The following is a 15,191-nucleotide window of genomic DNA, read 5'->3' on the forward strand; positions in this document are numbered from 1 at the left end:
TATGCCCGCCAACGATCTGGCCAGCCGGATCACCGACGGTGCGACCGGCTACTCCGGCGTCGACGGCGACGAGCAATGGGCCGCCGAGGTTCGTCGGTTGGCCGACCTGCGAGGCGCGACGCTGCTGGCGCACAACTATCAACTGCCCGCCATTCAGGAGGTGGCCGACCACGTCGGTGACTCCCTGGCGCTGTCGCGCATCGCTGCCGACGCGCCCGAAGACACCATCGTGTTCTGCGGCGTGCACTTCATGGCCGAGACCGCCAAGATCCTGTCCCCGGACAAGACCGTGCTGATCCCGGACCAGCGCGCCGGCTGTTCGCTCGCCGACTCCATCAGCGCCGACGAGCTACGCGCCTGGAAAGCCGAACACCCTGGGGCCGTGGTCGTTTCCTACGTCAACACCACGGCTGCGGTGAAGGCCGAGACCGACATTTGCTGCACGTCGTCCAACGCGGTCGACGTGATCGAGTCGATTCCGGCGGATCGCGATGTGCTGTTCTGCCCCGACCAGTTTTTGGGCGCCCACGTGCGACGGGTCAGCGGCCGCGAAAACATCCATGTGTGGGCGGGTGAGTGCCACGTGCACGCCGGCATCAACGGTGACGAACTCGCCGACCAGGCGCGCAGCCATCCGGAGGCCGAACTGTTCGTCCATCCCGAATGCGGCTGCGCCACTTCGGCGTTGTATCTGGCCGGTGAAGGCGCGTTTCCAGAGGACCGGGTGAAGATCCTGTCCACCGGCGGCATGCTGGACGCCGCCCGCGAGACCGGCGCGCGGCAGGTGCTGGTGGCCACCGAGGTCGGCATGCTGCACCAGTTGCGCCGGGCCGCGCCGCAAGTCGACTTCCAAGCCGTCAACGACCGGGCGTCGTGCAAGTTCATGAAGATGATCACGCCCGCCGCCCTGTTGCGTTGCCTGCTGGAGGGTAAGGACGAGGTCGACGTCGACCCGGAGACCGCCCGGCTGGCGCGGGCCAGCGTGCAGCGCATGATCGAGATCGGCCAGCCCGGCGGCGGCGAATGACGCGTCCCGCGGCCTGCGGCGGGTCGGGCCCCTGGGCGGGCCACTGGCAGCAGCGCGCTGACGTCGTCGTGATCGGCACCGGGGTGGCCGGGCTGGTCGCGGGTCTGGCCGCGCACCGGCTCGGCCGCAAAGTGGTGGTGCTGAGCAAGACCTCCGATACCGCAACCCTTTTCGCGCAAGGCGGTATCGCCGTGGTGTTACCGGACGCACTGCGCGAGGACGGGGATTCGGTCGAGGCGCACGTCGCCGACACGCTGGCCGCCGGTGCGGGCCTGTGCGACCCGGAGGCGGTGCGCTCGATCGTGGCCGACGGCTACCGGGCCGTCCGCGACCTGGTCGGCGACGGTGCCCGATTCGACGAAGCTGTGCCGGGGCGGTGGTCGTTGACCCGCGAAGGGGGCCATTCGCGCAGGAGGATCATCCACGCGGGGGGAGACGCGACCGGCGCGGAGGTGCAGAGGGCACTCAACGGCGCCGCCGCGGTCCTGGACATCCGGCACAACCACGTCGCGGTCGAACTGCTCTGCGACGACGATGCGGTCACCGGGGTGCTGGTGCTCAGCGACGACGGTCCCGGCGTGGTGCACGCACCTTCGGTGATCCTGGCGACCGGGGGACTGGGCCATCTCTACTCGGCGACCACCAACCCTGCCGGGTCGACCAGTGACGGTGTGGCGCTGGCGATGTGGGCGGGGCTGCCGATCGGCGACCTGGAGTTCGTGCAGTTCCATCCGACCATGCTGTTCGACAGAAACGCCGGCGGTCGACGTCCGCTGATCACCGAGGCGGTCCGCGGTGAAGGCGCCGTTCTGATTGACTCCCAGGGGACTTCGGTCACCGAGGGCGTGCACCCGATGGGAGATCTGGCGCCGCGCGACGTGGTCGCCGGTGCGATCCACGCCCGGCTGGAGGCCACCGGCGACGAGTGTGTGTATCTGGACGCCCGGCGAATCGCCGACTTCACCACCCGGTTTCCGACCGTCACCGCCGCCTGCCGGGCCGCCGGTATCGACCCCACCGTCGAGCCGATTCCGGTGGTTCCCGGCGCGCACTACAGCTGCGGCGGCGTCCTCACCGACGTGCACGGCCGCACCGACATCGCGGGTCTGTTCGCCGCGGGTGAGGTGGCCTGTACCGGCATGCACGGCGCGAACCGGCTGGCGTCCAATAGCCTGCTCGAGGGACTGGTGGTCGGCGGTCGCGCCGGAAACGCCGCAGCCGCACACGCTTTGACGTCGGCGCCGGTGACCGCACACCCGCCGGAGCCGGTGGCACGGTGCGCACTGCGGCGCGCGGACCTGCAAGCGGCGATGTCGCGCCACGCGTCGGTGATGCGCGACGCAGACGGCCTCGGCGTACTGGCAGCGCAGCTCGAGGACGCGCCGCAGCGCGTTATCCGCTCGCGCACCGATTTCGAGGATGTCGCGCTGACCACGACTGCAGGTGCTCTGGCCTCGGCGGCCTTGGCCCGCACCGAATCCCGCGGGTGCCACCATCGGCGTGACCATCCGGCTACCGATCCCGCGCTCTCACGCAGCCTGGTTGCCGCGGCGACGTACTGCTGATGGAACTGACCGCCGACGAGTTGACCGAGGCGCGCCGGGTGATCGCCTGCGCGCTCGAGGAGGACCTGCGCTACGGCGCCGACGTCACCACGCTGGCCACGGTGCCCGCCGATGCGACGACGACCGCGTCGATGGTCGCCCGCGAGGCGGGGGTGATCGCCGGTGTGGATGTCGCGCTGCTGGCGTTCGACGAGGTGCTCGGCGCGGACGGATACCAGGTGTCGCACCGGGTGGCCGACGGGACACGGGTCGAACCCGGCGCCGCCGTGCTGACCGTAGAGGCGCTCACGCAGGGCCTGCTGACGGCCGAGCGGACGACGCTGAACCTGGTATGCCACCTCTCCGGTATCGCGACGGCCACCGCGGCGTGGGTGGATGCGGTGTCGGGGACGAAGGCCAAGATCCGCGATACCCGCAAGACGCTGCCGGGTCTTCGCGCCCTGCAGAAGTACGCGGTGCGCGTCGGCGGCGGCGTCAACCATCGCATGGGTCTGGGCGACGCGGCGTTGATCAAGGACAACCACGTGGCGGCCGCCGGTTCAGTGGTCGCCGCGCTGCGGGCCGTACGCGCGGCCGCACCGGGGCTGCCGTGTGAAGTCGAGGTCGACTCGCTCGAACAACTCGATGAAATCCTGGCCGAGGATCTCGGCGATGAAGCGCTGGTGCTTCTCGACAACTTCCCGGTGTGGCAGACGCAGATTGCCGTGCAGCGACGCGACTCTCGTTCGCCGGCAACCAAACTCGAGTCCTCGGGCGGTTTGTCGCTGGCCACCGCGGCAGAGTACGCGGGCACCGGTGTCGACTATCTGGCCGTGGGCGCGCTGACGCACTCGGTGTCAGTGCTCGACATCGGCTTGGACCTCTAGCGACTTCTAGGCGATATCGGCGACGAGCACGGCCATCTTCTTGGCCTGCGTGCGGGCCGCAAACGGCAGGCCTTCCGCGTCGCCGCCGGCGGGCACGATCCGCGGGTTGACGATGCGGACCGTGCGCGAACCGAAGACCACCTCGGCCTCGTTCGCGGCGAGCACATTTTTCACCCAGTCCGTCTTGCCGTGGCCCAGCACGATGGCGAGCGTGTTGTCCTTGCGAAACGGGGTGATGACGGTTTCGTAGGTCGCCCCGGATTTGCGGCCGCGGTGGCGGATCTTGGCGACGCCGGGCAGAAACCGCGCCATCCGTTTGACCACGGGGTTCATGTACTTGATCTGCAGGCGCTCGAACGCCGGCGGATAGACCATCGGAACGCCCGGGGCGTTGTTGGGGTGATCCTTGGCGGACATGGATGTTGAGATTACGTGACGATGCCCGCCCCACAAGGGGACGGGCATCGCCACTTTGGTTTCGGCGTCAGCCGACGAAGCGACTACTCGGAGTCGCCGCTGTCGCTGTCGGCGCTGTCGGGGGCGTCGCTGCCATCGTTGCCGTCCGGGCCATCGCTGCCGTCGTTGCCGAAGATGCCACCGGATCCGCCGTTGCCGCCGTTGCCGCCGGTTGAGTCGCCACCGCTGGCATTGCCGCCGCTGGCACCATTGCCGCCGTCGGAGAAGAAGCCGCCGTTGCCGCCGTCTCCACCGTTACCGCCGTTGGTGTTGCCGCCCGCGGATGTCGCGTTGCCGGCGTTGCCGCCGTTACCGCCGTCGCCGACGAAGCCGCCGCTGCCGCCGTCACCGCCGTTGCCGCCGGCGGCTGTGCCGGTGGTGGAGGTGGCGTGACCGGCGTTACCGCCGCTACCGCCGCCGCCGAAGAAGTCGGCGTTGCCGGCATCACCGGCGTCGCCGCCGGTAGCTGCGCCGACGGTCGAGGTGGCGTTGCCGCCGTCACCGCCGTCACCGCCACCGATGGTGCCGTTGGCGCCGTCAGCGCCGGTGCCGCCAGTGGCTGTGCCGGTGAGGCTCTCGGCGTCACCGCCGTCGCCGCCGGAGCCGCCGGTTCCGACGAACCCGCCCTGGCCCGCCGCGCCGCCGTTGCCACCTTGCGCATCACCGAGAACGCCGGAATCGTTGCCGCCGTCGCCGCCGTCGCCGCCGTTGCCGAAGAAGCCGCCGTTGCCGCCGGCGCCGCCGTTCTGCGCGGGACCGATCCCGAGGAGTGCATCGGCGCCGTTGCCGCCGTTGCCGCCGTTGCCGCCGAAGAGGCCGGCATTGCCGCCGTTGCCGGCGGGGATGAGGAGACCGTCGACCGCGGTCGGGCTGTAGCCGTCACCACCGCTGCCGAACAGGAAGCCGCCGTTGAAGCCGTCGGGGTGAAGCGCGTTGCCGTCGGCGCCGTTGCCGATCATCCCGAAGGTGAACACCAACGTCAGCGGGTTGTCGAGGATGGGGTTGAACAAGTTCACCGCATCGCCCGGGTTGAACGCGAGAGCCTGAGGCGCACCGCCGTCGCCGACCAAGCTGCCCCCCGCGAAATCACAGAACAGCGGGCAATCAAGCGGTGCAGCTTGCGCCGTACCGGCCGAGCCGAAACCGACGAATGCCGCGGCCATGGCCCCGCCGGCCATTGCGCCGCCAACCGCGCGCCGGACGTTGGTACCTCGTGCAGCTGCGCGGTGTTTACCGGCAGAAGTTGCAGTGGACATGTTTCTCCCCTTCATGAAAATGGATCACGCACCCGACCCCCGCCGATTACCATTCGCGCAACCGTGGACCGATTTGCTTCAGCCCCCAACGTCTGGTCTTCACACAGCTAATCGATGAATGCCGGTTGGGACCATATTGACACCTCTGAAGAGCAAAGGCCAGCAACTTGGTCAAATTGGACGCAGAATTTTTCGCAAACCGTTCTGACGTGCTGACACGATCGTTTATTTCCTCGTTGTGGCTTGCTGCGATGAGGCCGTCGCGCCCACGCATGCCCCGTGTGCCGCTGGTGCATCCACGATCATCGACGTCGCAGAAAGCCCAGGTAGTGGCGCAAAATATCGAAAAGTCCGGCAAAGTTGTGCAACGTCGAAAGTCCTATACCAGCCCCGGAGCAGGCCGAGGGCCGATCGCTCTGCCCCGTTCGCTGGCGCCTGCTCCCATCGCCGACAAGTTGCGCATCCGGCAATCAGGGCAAGGCGTTTCTTCGTTATCTGGCTAACGATCAAGATCAGCTAATTTCGGACGAAACTATCTCTACTAGTGAAGCTAGCTAACTGATCTTGATAGCCGAAAGTTTCGACAATGGCGGCTGTGCAAGTTTGCTGAATTTGCGCCGCGCTTCGCATTACGCGGTCAGAGGGCGACAGCGGAAAGCGCCGGGCTATTGCCGCATTCGTCATTTGCTGCACGCGCGAAGCAATTTCTGCGTACTCGCCGACCCGACTTCGTAGTCGAGCCCGGCGCGGTCGCTACGATCAGCGGCATGTCTGAAGCATCGGGGTCGTCAAGGAGTTTCATCGTTTCGGTCGCGGCGTTGGTCGTCGCGCTTGTCGCGGGAGGTCTCGCCGTCTGGGCATTGTTGAAGGAACCTGAGCAGCCGCCGCAGTCGAATTCGCTCTTCACCGGCACCGAAACCGATGACCCCAAGGCCAGCATCTGCCAAACCTTCGCCGTCGTGCGCAACGGCGTCCAGATCAACACCAACCTGCAGCCGCCCGGCGGCCCTGAGGACGTCACCGGCTCACTGGCCGTCGCGGCCAACGCCCGCGTGGCGCTCTACGACGGTGGCCAGTACCTGCTGGCCCGTCTGCAGCCCGACACCCCACAGGAACTCGCCGACGCCGTGCGGACCTTCGCCAACCATCTGATGGACATCGGTTCGCGCTCCACCGCAGGCACCCCGAACACCGATCCCGAACAGGCCGCGCGGTTGCAGGAGGCCGACGCCGCCAGCAACAAGCTCATCGAACTGTGCCAGTGAGCGCCTGCTGTAGCTGACCGCAGAGCCTTGCCGCTTGCCGCGGCGATATCGATTTGGCCTGTTCTGGGACAATGGCAGGGTGAGCGCATCGTTCCCGGATACCTCCCCGGATACCAAGGCCGCGGGGCCGCCTTCCACGATCGCCCGCATCGATCTGCGCGGCGCTGAGCTTTCGGCCGCCCGGTTGCGCTCGGCCCTGCCCCGGGGCGGTGTCGATGTCGACGCCGTCGTGCCCAAGGTCCGTCCGATCGTCGATGCGGTAGCCGCACGCGGCGCTGAGGCCGCCCTGCAATACGGCGAATCGTTCGACGGTGTGCGCCCCGACCGGGTACGGGTGCCGCACGAGCGCCTGCAGGCGGCGCTGGCCGAACTCGACCCGGAGGTGCGCACCGCGCTCGAGGTGGCCATCGACCGTGCCCGCGCCGTGCACGCCGATCAGCGCCGCAGCGATATGACGACCGCGCTGGCCCCCGGCGCCACGGTCACCGAGCGCTGGGTGCCCGTCGAACGGGTCGGGCTGTATGTGCCGGGCGGCAACGCTGTTTACCCCTCCAGCGTGGTGATGAACGTCGTTCCGGCGCAGACGGCCGGGGTGGACTCCCTGGTGATCGCCAGCCCGCCGCAGTCGGAGCCCGGACCCTTCCGTGGCCTTCCGCACCCGACGATCCTGGCCGCCGCCGCGCTGCTCTGCGTCGACGAGGTGTGGGCGGTCGGCGGTGCACAGGCCGTCGCGCTGCTGGCCTACGGCGGTGCGGACACCGACGGCGCCGAGTTGGCGCCCGTGGACATGATCACCGGGCCCGGAAACATCTACGTCACCGCCGCCAAGCGCATTTGCCGGTCCCAGGTCGGCATCGACGCCGAGGCGGGCCCGACCGAGATCGCGATCCTCGCCGACCACACCGCCGATCCCGCGCATGTCGCCGCGGACCTGATCAGCCAGGCCGAGCACGACGAGATGGCCGCCAGCGTGCTGGTCACCCCTGACGTGGCGCTGGCCGACGCCACCGAGCGTGCGCTTGCCACCCAGCTCGAGACCACGGTGCACCGCGCCCGGGTGTCCGCCGCGCTAGGCGGCAGGCAGTCGGCGATCGTGCTCGTCGACAACCTCGTCGAGGCCATCCGCACGGTCAACGCGTACGCCGCCGAGCACCTGGAGATCCAGACCGCCGACGCGCGCTCCGTCGCACAGCAAATCCGTTCGGCCGGCGCCATTTTCGTCGGGCCCTACGCACCGGTCAGCCTCGGCGACTACTGCGCGGGATCGAACCACGTGCTGCCGACGGCAGGCTGCGCACGGCATTCCAGTGGCCTGTCGGTGCAGACGTTTCTGCGCGGTATCCACGTCGTCGACTACGACGAGACGGCGCTCAAGGACGTCTCGGGGTATGTCATCACCCTCGCCGAGGCCGAAAACCTGCCCGCCCACGGCGAAGCGGTTCGGCGGAGGTTCGAAACGTGACGCTCGCCAAGAACGTCACGCTCGACGACTTGCCGCTGCGCGACGACCTGCGCGGCAAGTCGCCGTACGGCGCACCGCAGTTGGACGTCCCGGTACGGCTCAACACGAACGAGAACCCGCATCCGCCGACCAAGGCGATCGTCGATGACGTGACGGCTTCGGTCCACGCGGTCGCCGGCGACCTGAACCGGTATCCCGACCGCGACGCCGTCGCGCTGCGCGCCGACCTGGCCGCGTACCTCACCGTGCAGACCGGTACCGCGCTGAGCGTGGAAAACCTCTGGGCCGCCAACGGTTCCAACGAGATCCTGCAGCAGCTGTTGCAGGCGTTCGGCGGCCCGGGCCGCAGCGCGATCGGTTTCGTGCCGTCTTACTCCATGCACCCGATCATCTCCGACGGCACCCAGACCACGTGGCTGGTGGCCAACCGGGCCGCCGACTTCAGCCTCGACACCGACGTCGCCGTCGCGGCCATCAGAGCGCATCGCCCGGACATTGTTTTCCTCGCGAGCCCGAACAATCCGTCGGGACAGAGCATTTCGCTCGATCAGCTGCGTCTGCTGCTGGAGGCCACCCCGGCAGGGGTCGTCATCGTCGACGAGGCCTACGGCGAGTTCTCCTCGCAGCCCAGCGCGGTCAACCTCATCGACGACTATCCGACCAAGCTCGTCGTCACCCGCACCATGAGCAAAGCCTTCGCCTTCGCCGGTGGGCGACTCGGATACCTGGCGGCCGCGCCTGCCGTGATCGAGGCGCTGCTGCTGGTCCGGTTGCCGTATCACCTCTCGTCGATCACCCAGGCCGCCGCGCGCGCCGCATTGCGCCACGCCGACGACACCCTCGGCAGCGTTGCCGAGCTGATCGCCGAACGTAACCGCGTAGCAGAGGCGTTAAGTACCATGGGCTTTCGCGTCATCCCCAGCGACGCCAACTTCGTGCTGTTCGGCGAGTTCGCCGACGCACCCGCAACCTGGCAGCGCTATCTGGACGCCGGGGTGTTGATCCGCGACGTCGGTCTCCCCGGATACCTGCGCTCGACCATCGGTCTGGCCGAAGAGAACGACGCGCTGCTGACCGCCAGCGCCCGAATAGGAGCATCGTGACCGAACCCGTGCGCGCGCCACGCCGCGCGAAAATCGAACGCAAGACCAAGGAATCCGACATCACCGTCGAACTCGACCTCGACGGCTCCGGACGCGTCGACGTTAGAACCGGCGTGCCGTTCTACGACCACATGCTCACCTCGCTGGGCAGCCACGCCAGCTTCGATCTGACCGTGCACGCCGACGGCGACGTCGAGATCGAAGGCCACCACACCATCGAGGACACCGCGATCGTGCTCGGTCAGGCGCTGGGTCAGGCGCTGGGCGACAAGAAGGGCATCCGCCGCTTCGGCGACGCCTGGATCCCGATGGACGAAACCCTGGCCCACGCCGCCGTCGACGTCTCCGGTCGGCCCTACTGCGTGCACACCGGCGAGCCCGAACACATGCTGCACACCACGATTGCCGGCTCAGAAGTGCCGTACCACACCGTGATCAACCGGCACGTCTTCGAGACCCTGGCCTCCAACGCCCGCATCGCGCTGCATGTGCGCACCATCTACGGCCGCGACCCGCACCACATCACCGAGGCCCAGTACAAGGCCGTCGCCCGCGCGTTGCGTCAGGCAACCGAGTACGACCCGCGGGTCAGCGGCGTGCCCTCCACCAAAGGGATGCTATGAGATCCAAAGCGCATTCGCGGCACCGCCGCGGCGTCGTCATCCTCGACTACGGCTCGGGCAACCTGCGTTCCGCGCAACGTGCGCTCGAGCGCGTCGGCGCCGACGTCACGGTGACCTCAGACACCCAGGCCGCTGAGAACGCCGACGGTCTGGTGGTTCCGGGGGTCGGCGCGTTCGAAACCTGTATGACAGGGCTGCGCAGGATCGGCGGTGAGAAGGTCATCGCCGCCCGGGTGGCGGCGGGCCGCCCGGTGCTCGGGGTGTGCGTCGGCATGCAGATCCTGTTCAGCCGCGGCGTCGAGTTCGGCAACGAAAGCGAGGGCTGCCGCCAGTGGCCGGGGTCAGTGGTACGGCTCGATGCCCCCGTCATACCGCACATGGGTTGGAACGTCGTCGACGCGCCGCAGGGCACCCGGCTGTTCGACGGGCTGGACGCCGAAACCCGCTTCTACTTCGTGCACTCCTACGCCGCGCAGCAATGGGAAGGCCGGCCCGACGCGCAGTTGACATGGGCCACCCACCACGTCCCGTTCCTTGCCGCGGTCGAGGACGGAGCGTTGTCGGCGACACAGTTTCACCCCGAGAAGAGCGGGGACGCCGGTGCCGCGTTGCTCACCAACTGGGTCAGGGGGTTAGGTTGACCGATGTGTCGAAGCGACTGATTCTTCTTCCCGCCGTAGACGTCGTCGAGGGCCGCGCTGTGCGCCTGGTACAGGGCCAGGCCGGCAGCGAAACCGAATACGGTTCGGCGCTCGATGCGGCGATGACCTGGCAACGCGACGGCGCGGAGTGGATCCACCTGGTCGATCTCGACGCGGCGTTCGGCCGCGGCAGCAACCGGGAATTGCTCGCCGAAGTGGTCGGCAAGCTAGACGTCGCGGTGGAGCTGTCCGGCGGCATCCGTGACGACGAATCGCTGGCCGCTGCGCTGGCCACTGGGTGCGCGCGCGTCAACCTCGGGACCGCCGCGCTGGAGAACCCGACGTGGTGCGCCGGCGTCGTCGCAGAACACGGCGACCGCGTCGCGGTCGGGCTGGACGTGAAGATCGTCGACGGCGCGCACCGGTTGCGCGGGCGCGGCTGGGAAACCGACGGTGGCGACCTGTGGGAAGTGCTGGAACGCCTTGACCGCGAAGGATGTTCACGCTTCGTGGTCACCGACGTCACCAAAGACGGCACGCTCAAGGGCCCCAACCTCGAGTTGCTCGGGCAGGTCACCGAACGCACCGAGGCCCCGGTGATCGCGTCCGGCGGCGTATCGAGCCTCGACGACCTGCGGGCCATCGCGACCCTGACCGACCGCGGCGTGGAAGGCGCGATCGTCGGCAAGGCGCTGTATGCCGGGCGGTTCACGCTGCCGGAGGCGCTGGCCGCGGTGAGGTCGTAGATGGCGCTTGACACAACAGAACTCGACAGGCTCGTCGCCGAGGCCACTGCGATCCTCGACGATGCGGCCAAGCCGTTCATCGAAGGCCACCGCGCGGAATCCGCTGTGCAGAAGAAGGGCAACGACTTCGCCACCGAGGTCGACCTGGCCATCGAACGGCAAGTGGTCGAGGCGCTGAGAGCCAACACCGGCATCGACGTGCACGGCGAGGAATTCGGTGGCGCCGACCTGGGTTCGCCGCTGGTGTGGGTGCTTGACCCGATCGACGGCACATTCAACTACGCGGCCGGATCTCCGCTCGCGGCGATCCTGTTGGGCCTGCTGCAGGATGGGAAGCCGGTGGCGGGTCTGACGTGGCTGCCGTTCACCGGTGAACGGCTCACCGGCGTCCAGGGTGGACCGCTGCGCTACAACGGCGTCGAGCAGGACCGGTTGCAACCCGGCGAACTCGACGACTCCATCGTCGGGGTGACCACCTTCAACGTCGACTCGCGCGGCAGGGTGCCCGGACGGTACCGCCTCGCGATCATCGAAAACCTGAGCCGGAAATGCTCGAGGCTGCGGATGCACGGCGCGACCGGTATCGACCTCGCCTACACCGCCGCGGGCATCCTCGGCGGCGCAGTCAGTTTCAGTGGCCATGTTTGGGACCACGCCGCGGGGATCGCGCTGGTGGAGGCCGCCGGCGGCATCGCCACCGACCTGGCCGGAAACGAATGGACAGCGTCGGCGCCGTCGGTGCTGGTCGGAGCGCCCCGCGTGCACAGGCAGCTGCTGGATCTCGTCCAATCGGTCGGTGAAGCCGAGGACTACTGATGAACCCCAAAGACCTTGCGGTGCGGATCATCCCGTGTCTCGATGTCGACGACGGCCGGGTGGTCAAAGGTGTCAACTTCGAAAACCTGCGTGACGCAGGCGATCCGGTCGAACTGGCCGCCGTCTACGACGCCGAAGGCGCCGACGAGCTGACGTTCCTCGATGTCACGGCGTCGTCATCGGGCCGGGCCACCATGCTGGAGGTCGTCAAGCAGACCGCCGAGCAGGTGTTCATCCCGCTGACCGTCGGTGGCGGGGTGCGGTCGGTGGCCGACGTGGACGCGTTGCTGCGGGCCGGCGCCGACAAAGTCTCGGTCAACACCGCCGCGATCGCCAACCCCGAACTGCTGGCCGAGTTGTCGCGTCAGTTCGGGTCGCAGTGCATCGTGTTGTCCGTGGATGCCCGCACGGTTCCGCATGGCGAGCAGCCGACACCGTCGGGTTGGGAGGTCACCACGCACGGCGGCCGACGCGGTACCGGCATCGATGCCGTCGAATGGGCTTTGCGCGGTGCCGAACTCGGCGTCGGCGAGATCCTGCTGAACTCGATGGACTGCGACGGCACCAAGGCGGGTTTCGATCTGCCGATGATCAAGGCCGTCCGCGGGGCGGTCACCGTGCCGGTGATCGCCAGCGGCGGCGCCGGCGCGGTCGAGCACTTCGCACCGGCGGTCGCCGCCGGCGCCGACGCCGTGTTGGCGGCCAGCGTGTTCCACTTCCGCGAACTGACCATCGCGGAGGTGAAGGCGGCGATGGCGGCCGAAGGGATAGTGGTGCGATGAGCCTGGATCCGCAGATCGCGGCGCGGCTCAAGCGCGACGCCAACGGCCTGGTCGCGGCTGTGGCGCAGGAGCGCAGCACCGGGCAGGTCCTCATGGTGGCATGGATGAACGACGACGCGCTGGCCCGTACGCTGGAAACGCGTGAAGCGACGTACTATTCGCGCTCACGCGGCGAACAGTGGATCAAGGGTGCGACGTCGGGCCACACCCAGTACGTGCACTCGGTGCGGCTGGACTGCGACGGCGACACCGTGCTCCTGCAGGTCGATCAGGTCGGCGCGGCCTGCCACACCGGCGCTCACACCTGCTTTGACGCCGACGAGCTACTCGGGCCGCCGTGACCGAATTCGAACCTGCGACCCCCGACGCCGTAAAGGGATCGGGCATCGAACCGCCGGTCGACCCGCGCGTGCGTCGGGCGTTCTGGTGGTTGGAGCGCGTTGCGCCCGTCATCGGGTCGCGGTGGGCGGTCGAACTGTGGTGCACCCCGCCGGTCATGGATTTTGACCTGCGCCTGCCGCCGGGTGTCGCACCCGGCGAGCCGCTGGAAGCGCACTGGGACGGCCACCGGATCGTGGGCGAATCGTGGGGCGAGGGGCCACCAATCTATCTCGTGCACGGGTGGGGCGGGCGGCGCCCGCATCTGGGCATGTTCATCAAACCGCTCGTCGAATCCGGTCACCGGGTGATCGCGTTCGACCTGCCCAGCCACAACGAGTCCGAGGCGGGGGCGCTGAAGCCCGGCCGCACCACGCTCATCGAGTGCGCAGAAGCGGTCAGGGCCATGATCGGACAACACGGCCCGGCGCGAGCGGTGATCGCTCATTCCCTCGGTGCCAACGCGACCACGTTCGCGATCGCCGATGGCGCGAAAGTCGAGCGTCTGGTGTATCTGGCGCCGATGGGCGAATTCCCGCTCTATCTTGACCTTTTCGCGGTACGCCACGGCTTCGGTCCGCGCATCCGCAGGGGTCTGCACCGGCGCCTGGAACGCCGCATCGAGATGCCGCTGTACGAAACCAACATGACCGTCGTCGGCGCCCGCACCGGCTATCCGCCGCTGCTGCTCATCCATGATCCGGACGACCCGGACACACCCTACGAGACCAGCGAACGGGTGGTCGCGTCATGGCCGGGCGCACAGTTGGTGACCACCAAAGGTCTGGGCAGATTGGCGCATTACCGGCTTCTGCGGCACCGCCCCGCGATCCGCGCGGCGGTCGACTTCATCGGCCCCGCTTCACGCTGACTGGCGCTGCCTCAGCACCTCGAGGGCTTTGTCGGCGTGGCTGTCCATACTGATCTCGGAGGCGATCACGGCGAGCACAGTGCGGTCGGTGTCGATGACGAACGTTGTGCGCTTGACGGGCATGAACTTTCCGAGCAGGCCGCGCTTCACGCCGAACTGGCTGGCCACCGCGCCTTCGGCGTCGGACAGCAGCGGATAGTCGAAGCCCTCCTTGTCGGCGAACTTCGCCTGCTTGTCGACGGGATCGGTGCTGATCCCGACCCGGCTGGCCCCGACCGAGGCGAACTCCGCCGCCAGATCGCGGAAGTGGCAGGCCTCCTTGGTGCAGCCCGGGGTCATCGCGGCGGGGTAGAAGAACAGCGCGATCGGCCCGTCGGCCAGTAGCTCGGTGAGGCTGCGGACGGTGCCCGTCTGGTCCGGCAGACTGAACTCGGCAACTTTGTCACCCTGTTTCATGCCGGTCACGCTACGCGCTGACCGCCGCCCTATCGCCCAGGCCGACGTTTTGGTTGGTTTCGGGCCGTCGGATCGACCATTGCGTCAGTCTCGAGGACCAAAAATCGTTGGCGCCTGCGCTCATGGCCGTGAAAGCCTCTGCGGCGATGCCCGAAACCCTCGATATCGACGCGTTCATCTCCGACGGCTACCTCAAACTCGAGCGGGTTGTACCGCGCGCGGTCGGCGATGCGGCGCGAGACCTGCTGTGGCGCCAACTCGGGCTGTCCCCGCAGGACCCAAACGGATGGTCGGAACCGGTGCGGTGGGCCGTCGACCCGACCGGCGCGGGCCCGTTCGGCGAGCTGCTGAAAAGCCCGACGCTGGCCGCCGCGCTGGATCGCATCTGCGGTGTCGGCGGATGGCAGCCCCGCGGCACACTGGGCAACATCCCGGTGCGCTTTCCGGTCGCCCCCGTCGCCGACGACCGCGGCTGGCATATCGACGCGAACACGCCGCTACCCGACGGGGCGTGGGCGGTCACCGGGCGTCCGCACACGATGCTGCTGCTCACCCTGCTCTCCGATGTCGGGCCACACGACGCGCCGACACGCATCCGCATCGGCTCGCACCGCGACGTGGTCCGCGCACTCGGGCCCGACCCCGTGGACTTCACCGAGATGGGCGCGCTGGTGGACCGCGTCAGCACCGGACGCGACGTGGCGTACGCGACCGGGGCGCCCGGCGACATGTACCTGCTGCACCCGTTCACCGCACACGCCGCCGACGAGCACCGCGGCGCCACCCCGCGGTTCATGGCCCAGTCACCCGTCGTGCTGACCAGCCCGCTGACACCGGCGTCGTCCTCGCCGCTGGGCTGCGTCTGGGAAGATTGAGGG

The 15,191-nt window shown here is 68.4% G+C and carries 17 protein-coding genes; 14 read left to right on the forward strand and 3 right to left on the reverse strand.

The window, feature by feature from the left end; genetic code table 11:
• The first annotated feature begins 1 nt into the window (after window position 1).
• Genes nadA through nadC form a run of 3 tightly spaced genes read left to right on the forward strand, consistent with a single transcriptional unit; the run spans window position 2 to window position 3,458 of the window.
• Entirely contained in the window at window positions 2-1,027 is a 1,026-nt protein-coding gene (gene nadA / locus ABQE93_RS23960) for a quinolinate synthase NadA (protein ID WP_448411044.1), read from the forward strand.
• Window positions 1,024-2,592 carry an L-aspartate oxidase gene (locus tag ABQE93_RS23965; RefSeq protein WP_448410930.1) on the forward strand — a complete coding sequence of 523 codons (1,569 nt, stop codon included), beginning with the start codon at window positions 1,024-1,026 and terminating at the stop codon, window positions 2,590-2,592. Before nadA ends, ABQE93_RS23965 begins: the two co-directional genes overlap by 4 nt.
• Window positions 2,592-3,458 (forward strand): carboxylating nicotinate-nucleotide diphosphorylase, encoded by an 867-nt coding sequence (nadC, locus tag ABQE93_RS23970; protein ID WP_448410929.1) that lies wholly within the window; start codon window positions 2,592-2,594, stop codon window positions 3,456-3,458. Before ABQE93_RS23965 ends, nadC begins: the two co-directional genes overlap by 1 nt.
• Before the next feature lie 6 nt (window positions 3,459-3,464).
• On the opposite strand, the gene ABQE93_RS23975 is transcribed toward nadC, so the two are convergent.
• Together ABQE93_RS23975 and ABQE93_RS23980 are read right to left on the reverse strand one after the other, a co-directional pair.
• Complete coding sequence (locus tag ABQE93_RS23975; RefSeq protein WP_448410928.1) at window positions 3,465-3,875, reverse strand: nitroreductase family deazaflavin-dependent oxidoreductase; 411 nt, start codon at window positions 3,873-3,875, stop codon at window positions 3,465-3,467.
• Window positions 3,876-3,958: 83 nt separating this feature from the next.
• Entirely contained in the window at window positions 3,959-5,170 is a 1,212-nt protein-coding gene (locus ABQE93_RS23980) for a PGRS repeat-containing protein (RefSeq protein ID WP_448410927.1), read from the reverse strand.
• Between the two features lie 767 nt (window positions 5,171-5,937).
• On the opposite strand from ABQE93_RS23980, the gene ABQE93_RS23985 reads away from it, so the two are divergent.
• From ABQE93_RS23985 to ABQE93_RS24030, 10 genes are all read left to right on the forward strand, one after another.
• Window positions 5,938-6,435 carry a hypothetical protein gene (locus ABQE93_RS23985; RefSeq protein WP_448410926.1) on the forward strand — a complete coding sequence of 166 codons (498 nt, stop codon included), beginning with the start codon at window positions 5,938-5,940 and terminating at the stop codon, window positions 6,433-6,435.
• Window positions 6,436-6,514: 79 nt separating this feature from the next.
• Complete coding sequence (hisD, locus tag ABQE93_RS23990; protein WP_448410925.1) at window positions 6,515-7,897, forward strand: histidinol dehydrogenase; 1,383 nt, start codon at window positions 6,515-6,517, stop codon at window positions 7,895-7,897.
• Window positions 7,894-9,000 (forward strand): histidinol-phosphate transaminase, encoded by a 1,107-nt coding sequence (locus tag ABQE93_RS23995; RefSeq protein WP_448410924.1) that lies wholly within the window; start codon window positions 7,894-7,896, stop codon window positions 8,998-9,000. The genes hisD and ABQE93_RS23995 overlap by 4 nt, the downstream gene beginning before the upstream one ends.
• Before the next feature lie 8 nt (window positions 9,001-9,008).
• Window positions 9,009-9,623 carry an imidazoleglycerol-phosphate dehydratase HisB gene (gene hisB / locus ABQE93_RS24000; protein WP_448411042.1) on the forward strand — a complete coding sequence of 205 codons (615 nt, stop codon included), beginning with the start codon at window positions 9,009-9,011 and terminating at the stop codon, window positions 9,621-9,623.
• Entirely contained in the window at window positions 9,620-10,264 is a 645-nt protein-coding gene (hisH, locus tag ABQE93_RS24005) for an imidazole glycerol phosphate synthase subunit HisH (RefSeq protein WP_448410923.1), read from the forward strand. The genes hisB and hisH overlap by 4 nt, the downstream gene beginning before the upstream one ends.
• Window positions 10,265-10,269: 5 nt before the next feature.
• Entirely contained in the window at window positions 10,270-11,010 is a 741-nt protein-coding gene (priA, locus tag ABQE93_RS24010; RefSeq protein ID WP_448410922.1) for a bifunctional 1-(5-phosphoribosyl)-5-((5-phosphoribosylamino)methylideneamino)imidazole-4-carboxamide isomerase/phosphoribosylanthranilate isomerase PriA, read from the forward strand.
• On the forward strand, window positions 11,011-11,826 hold the full coding sequence (locus tag ABQE93_RS24015) for an inositol monophosphatase family protein (RefSeq protein ID WP_448410921.1): 816 nt from the start codon (window positions 11,011-11,013) through the stop codon (window positions 11,824-11,826). It begins immediately after the preceding gene.
• Window positions 11,826-12,608 (forward strand): imidazole glycerol phosphate synthase subunit HisF, encoded by a 783-nt coding sequence (hisF, locus tag ABQE93_RS24020; RefSeq protein WP_448410920.1) that lies wholly within the window; start codon window positions 11,826-11,828, stop codon window positions 12,606-12,608. The genes ABQE93_RS24015 and hisF overlap by 1 nt, the downstream gene beginning before the upstream one ends.
• On the forward strand, window positions 12,605-12,949 hold the full coding sequence (hisI, locus tag ABQE93_RS24025; RefSeq protein ID WP_448410919.1) for a phosphoribosyl-AMP cyclohydrolase: 345 nt from the start codon (window positions 12,605-12,607) through the stop codon (window positions 12,947-12,949). Before hisF ends, hisI begins: the two co-directional genes overlap by 4 nt.
• Window positions 12,946-13,857 (forward strand): alpha/beta fold hydrolase, encoded by a 912-nt coding sequence (locus ABQE93_RS24030; protein ID WP_448410918.1) that lies wholly within the window; start codon window positions 12,946-12,948, stop codon window positions 13,855-13,857. Before hisI ends, ABQE93_RS24030 begins: the two co-directional genes overlap by 4 nt.
• Here ABQE93_RS24030 and ABQE93_RS24035 read toward each other — a convergent pair.
• A complete protein-coding gene (locus tag ABQE93_RS24035) occupies window positions 13,849-14,313 on the reverse strand; it encodes a peroxiredoxin (RefSeq protein WP_448410917.1) in 465 nt (154 codons plus the stop codon). The genes ABQE93_RS24030 and ABQE93_RS24035 overlap by 9 nt on opposite strands.
• Before the next feature lie 146 nt (window positions 14,314-14,459).
• Between ABQE93_RS24035 and ABQE93_RS24040 the strand changes: the two genes are divergently transcribed.
• A complete protein-coding gene (locus tag ABQE93_RS24040) occupies window positions 14,460-15,188 on the forward strand; it encodes a phytanoyl-CoA dioxygenase family protein (RefSeq protein WP_448411040.1) in 729 nt (242 codons plus the stop codon).
• Window positions 15,189-15,191 lie beyond the last annotated feature (3 nt).

The sequence above is a fragment of the Mycolicibacterium sp. XJ662 genome (assembly GCF_053484035.1).

Coding starts and splice junctions, on each gene's coding strand:
- ABQE93_RS24035 (WP_448410917.1), bottom strand. CDS start 14,313: ATGAAACAGGGTGACAAAGTTGCCGAGTTCAGTCTGCCGGACCAGACG.
- ABQE93_RS24040 (WP_448411040.1), top strand. CDS start 14,460: ATGCCCGAAACCCTCGATATCGACGCGTTCATCTCCGACGGCTACCTC.
- ABQE93_RS23975 (WP_448410928.1), bottom strand. CDS start 3,875: ATGTCCGCCAAGGATCACCCCAACAACGCCCCGGGCGTTCCGATGGTC.
- hisF (WP_448410920.1), top strand. CDS start 11,826: ATGAACCCCAAAGACCTTGCGGTGCGGATCATCCCGTGTCTCGATGTC.
- ABQE93_RS24015 (WP_448410921.1), top strand. CDS start 11,011: ATGGCGCTTGACACAACAGAACTCGACAGGCTCGTCGCCGAGGCCACT.
- nadC (WP_448410929.1), top strand. CDS start 2,592: ATGGAACTGACCGCCGACGAGTTGACCGAGGCGCGCCGGGTGATCGCC.
- hisI (WP_448410919.1), top strand. CDS start 12,605: ATGAGCCTGGATCCGCAGATCGCGGCGCGGCTCAAGCGCGACGCCAAC.
- ABQE93_RS23965 (WP_448410930.1), top strand. CDS start 1,024: ATGACGCGTCCCGCGGCCTGCGGCGGGTCGGGCCCCTGGGCGGGCCAC.
- nadA (WP_448411044.1), top strand. CDS start 2: ATGCCCGCCAACGATCTGGCCAGCCGGATCACCGACGGTGCGACCGGC.
- ABQE93_RS23985 (WP_448410926.1), top strand. CDS start 5,938: ATGTCTGAAGCATCGGGGTCGTCAAGGAGTTTCATCGTTTCGGTCGCG.
- ABQE93_RS23980 (WP_448410927.1), bottom strand. CDS start 5,170: ATGTCCACTGCAACTTCTGCCGGTAAACACCGCGCAGCTGCACGAGGT.
- hisH (WP_448410923.1), top strand. CDS start 9,620: ATGAGATCCAAAGCGCATTCGCGGCACCGCCGCGGCGTCGTCATCCTC.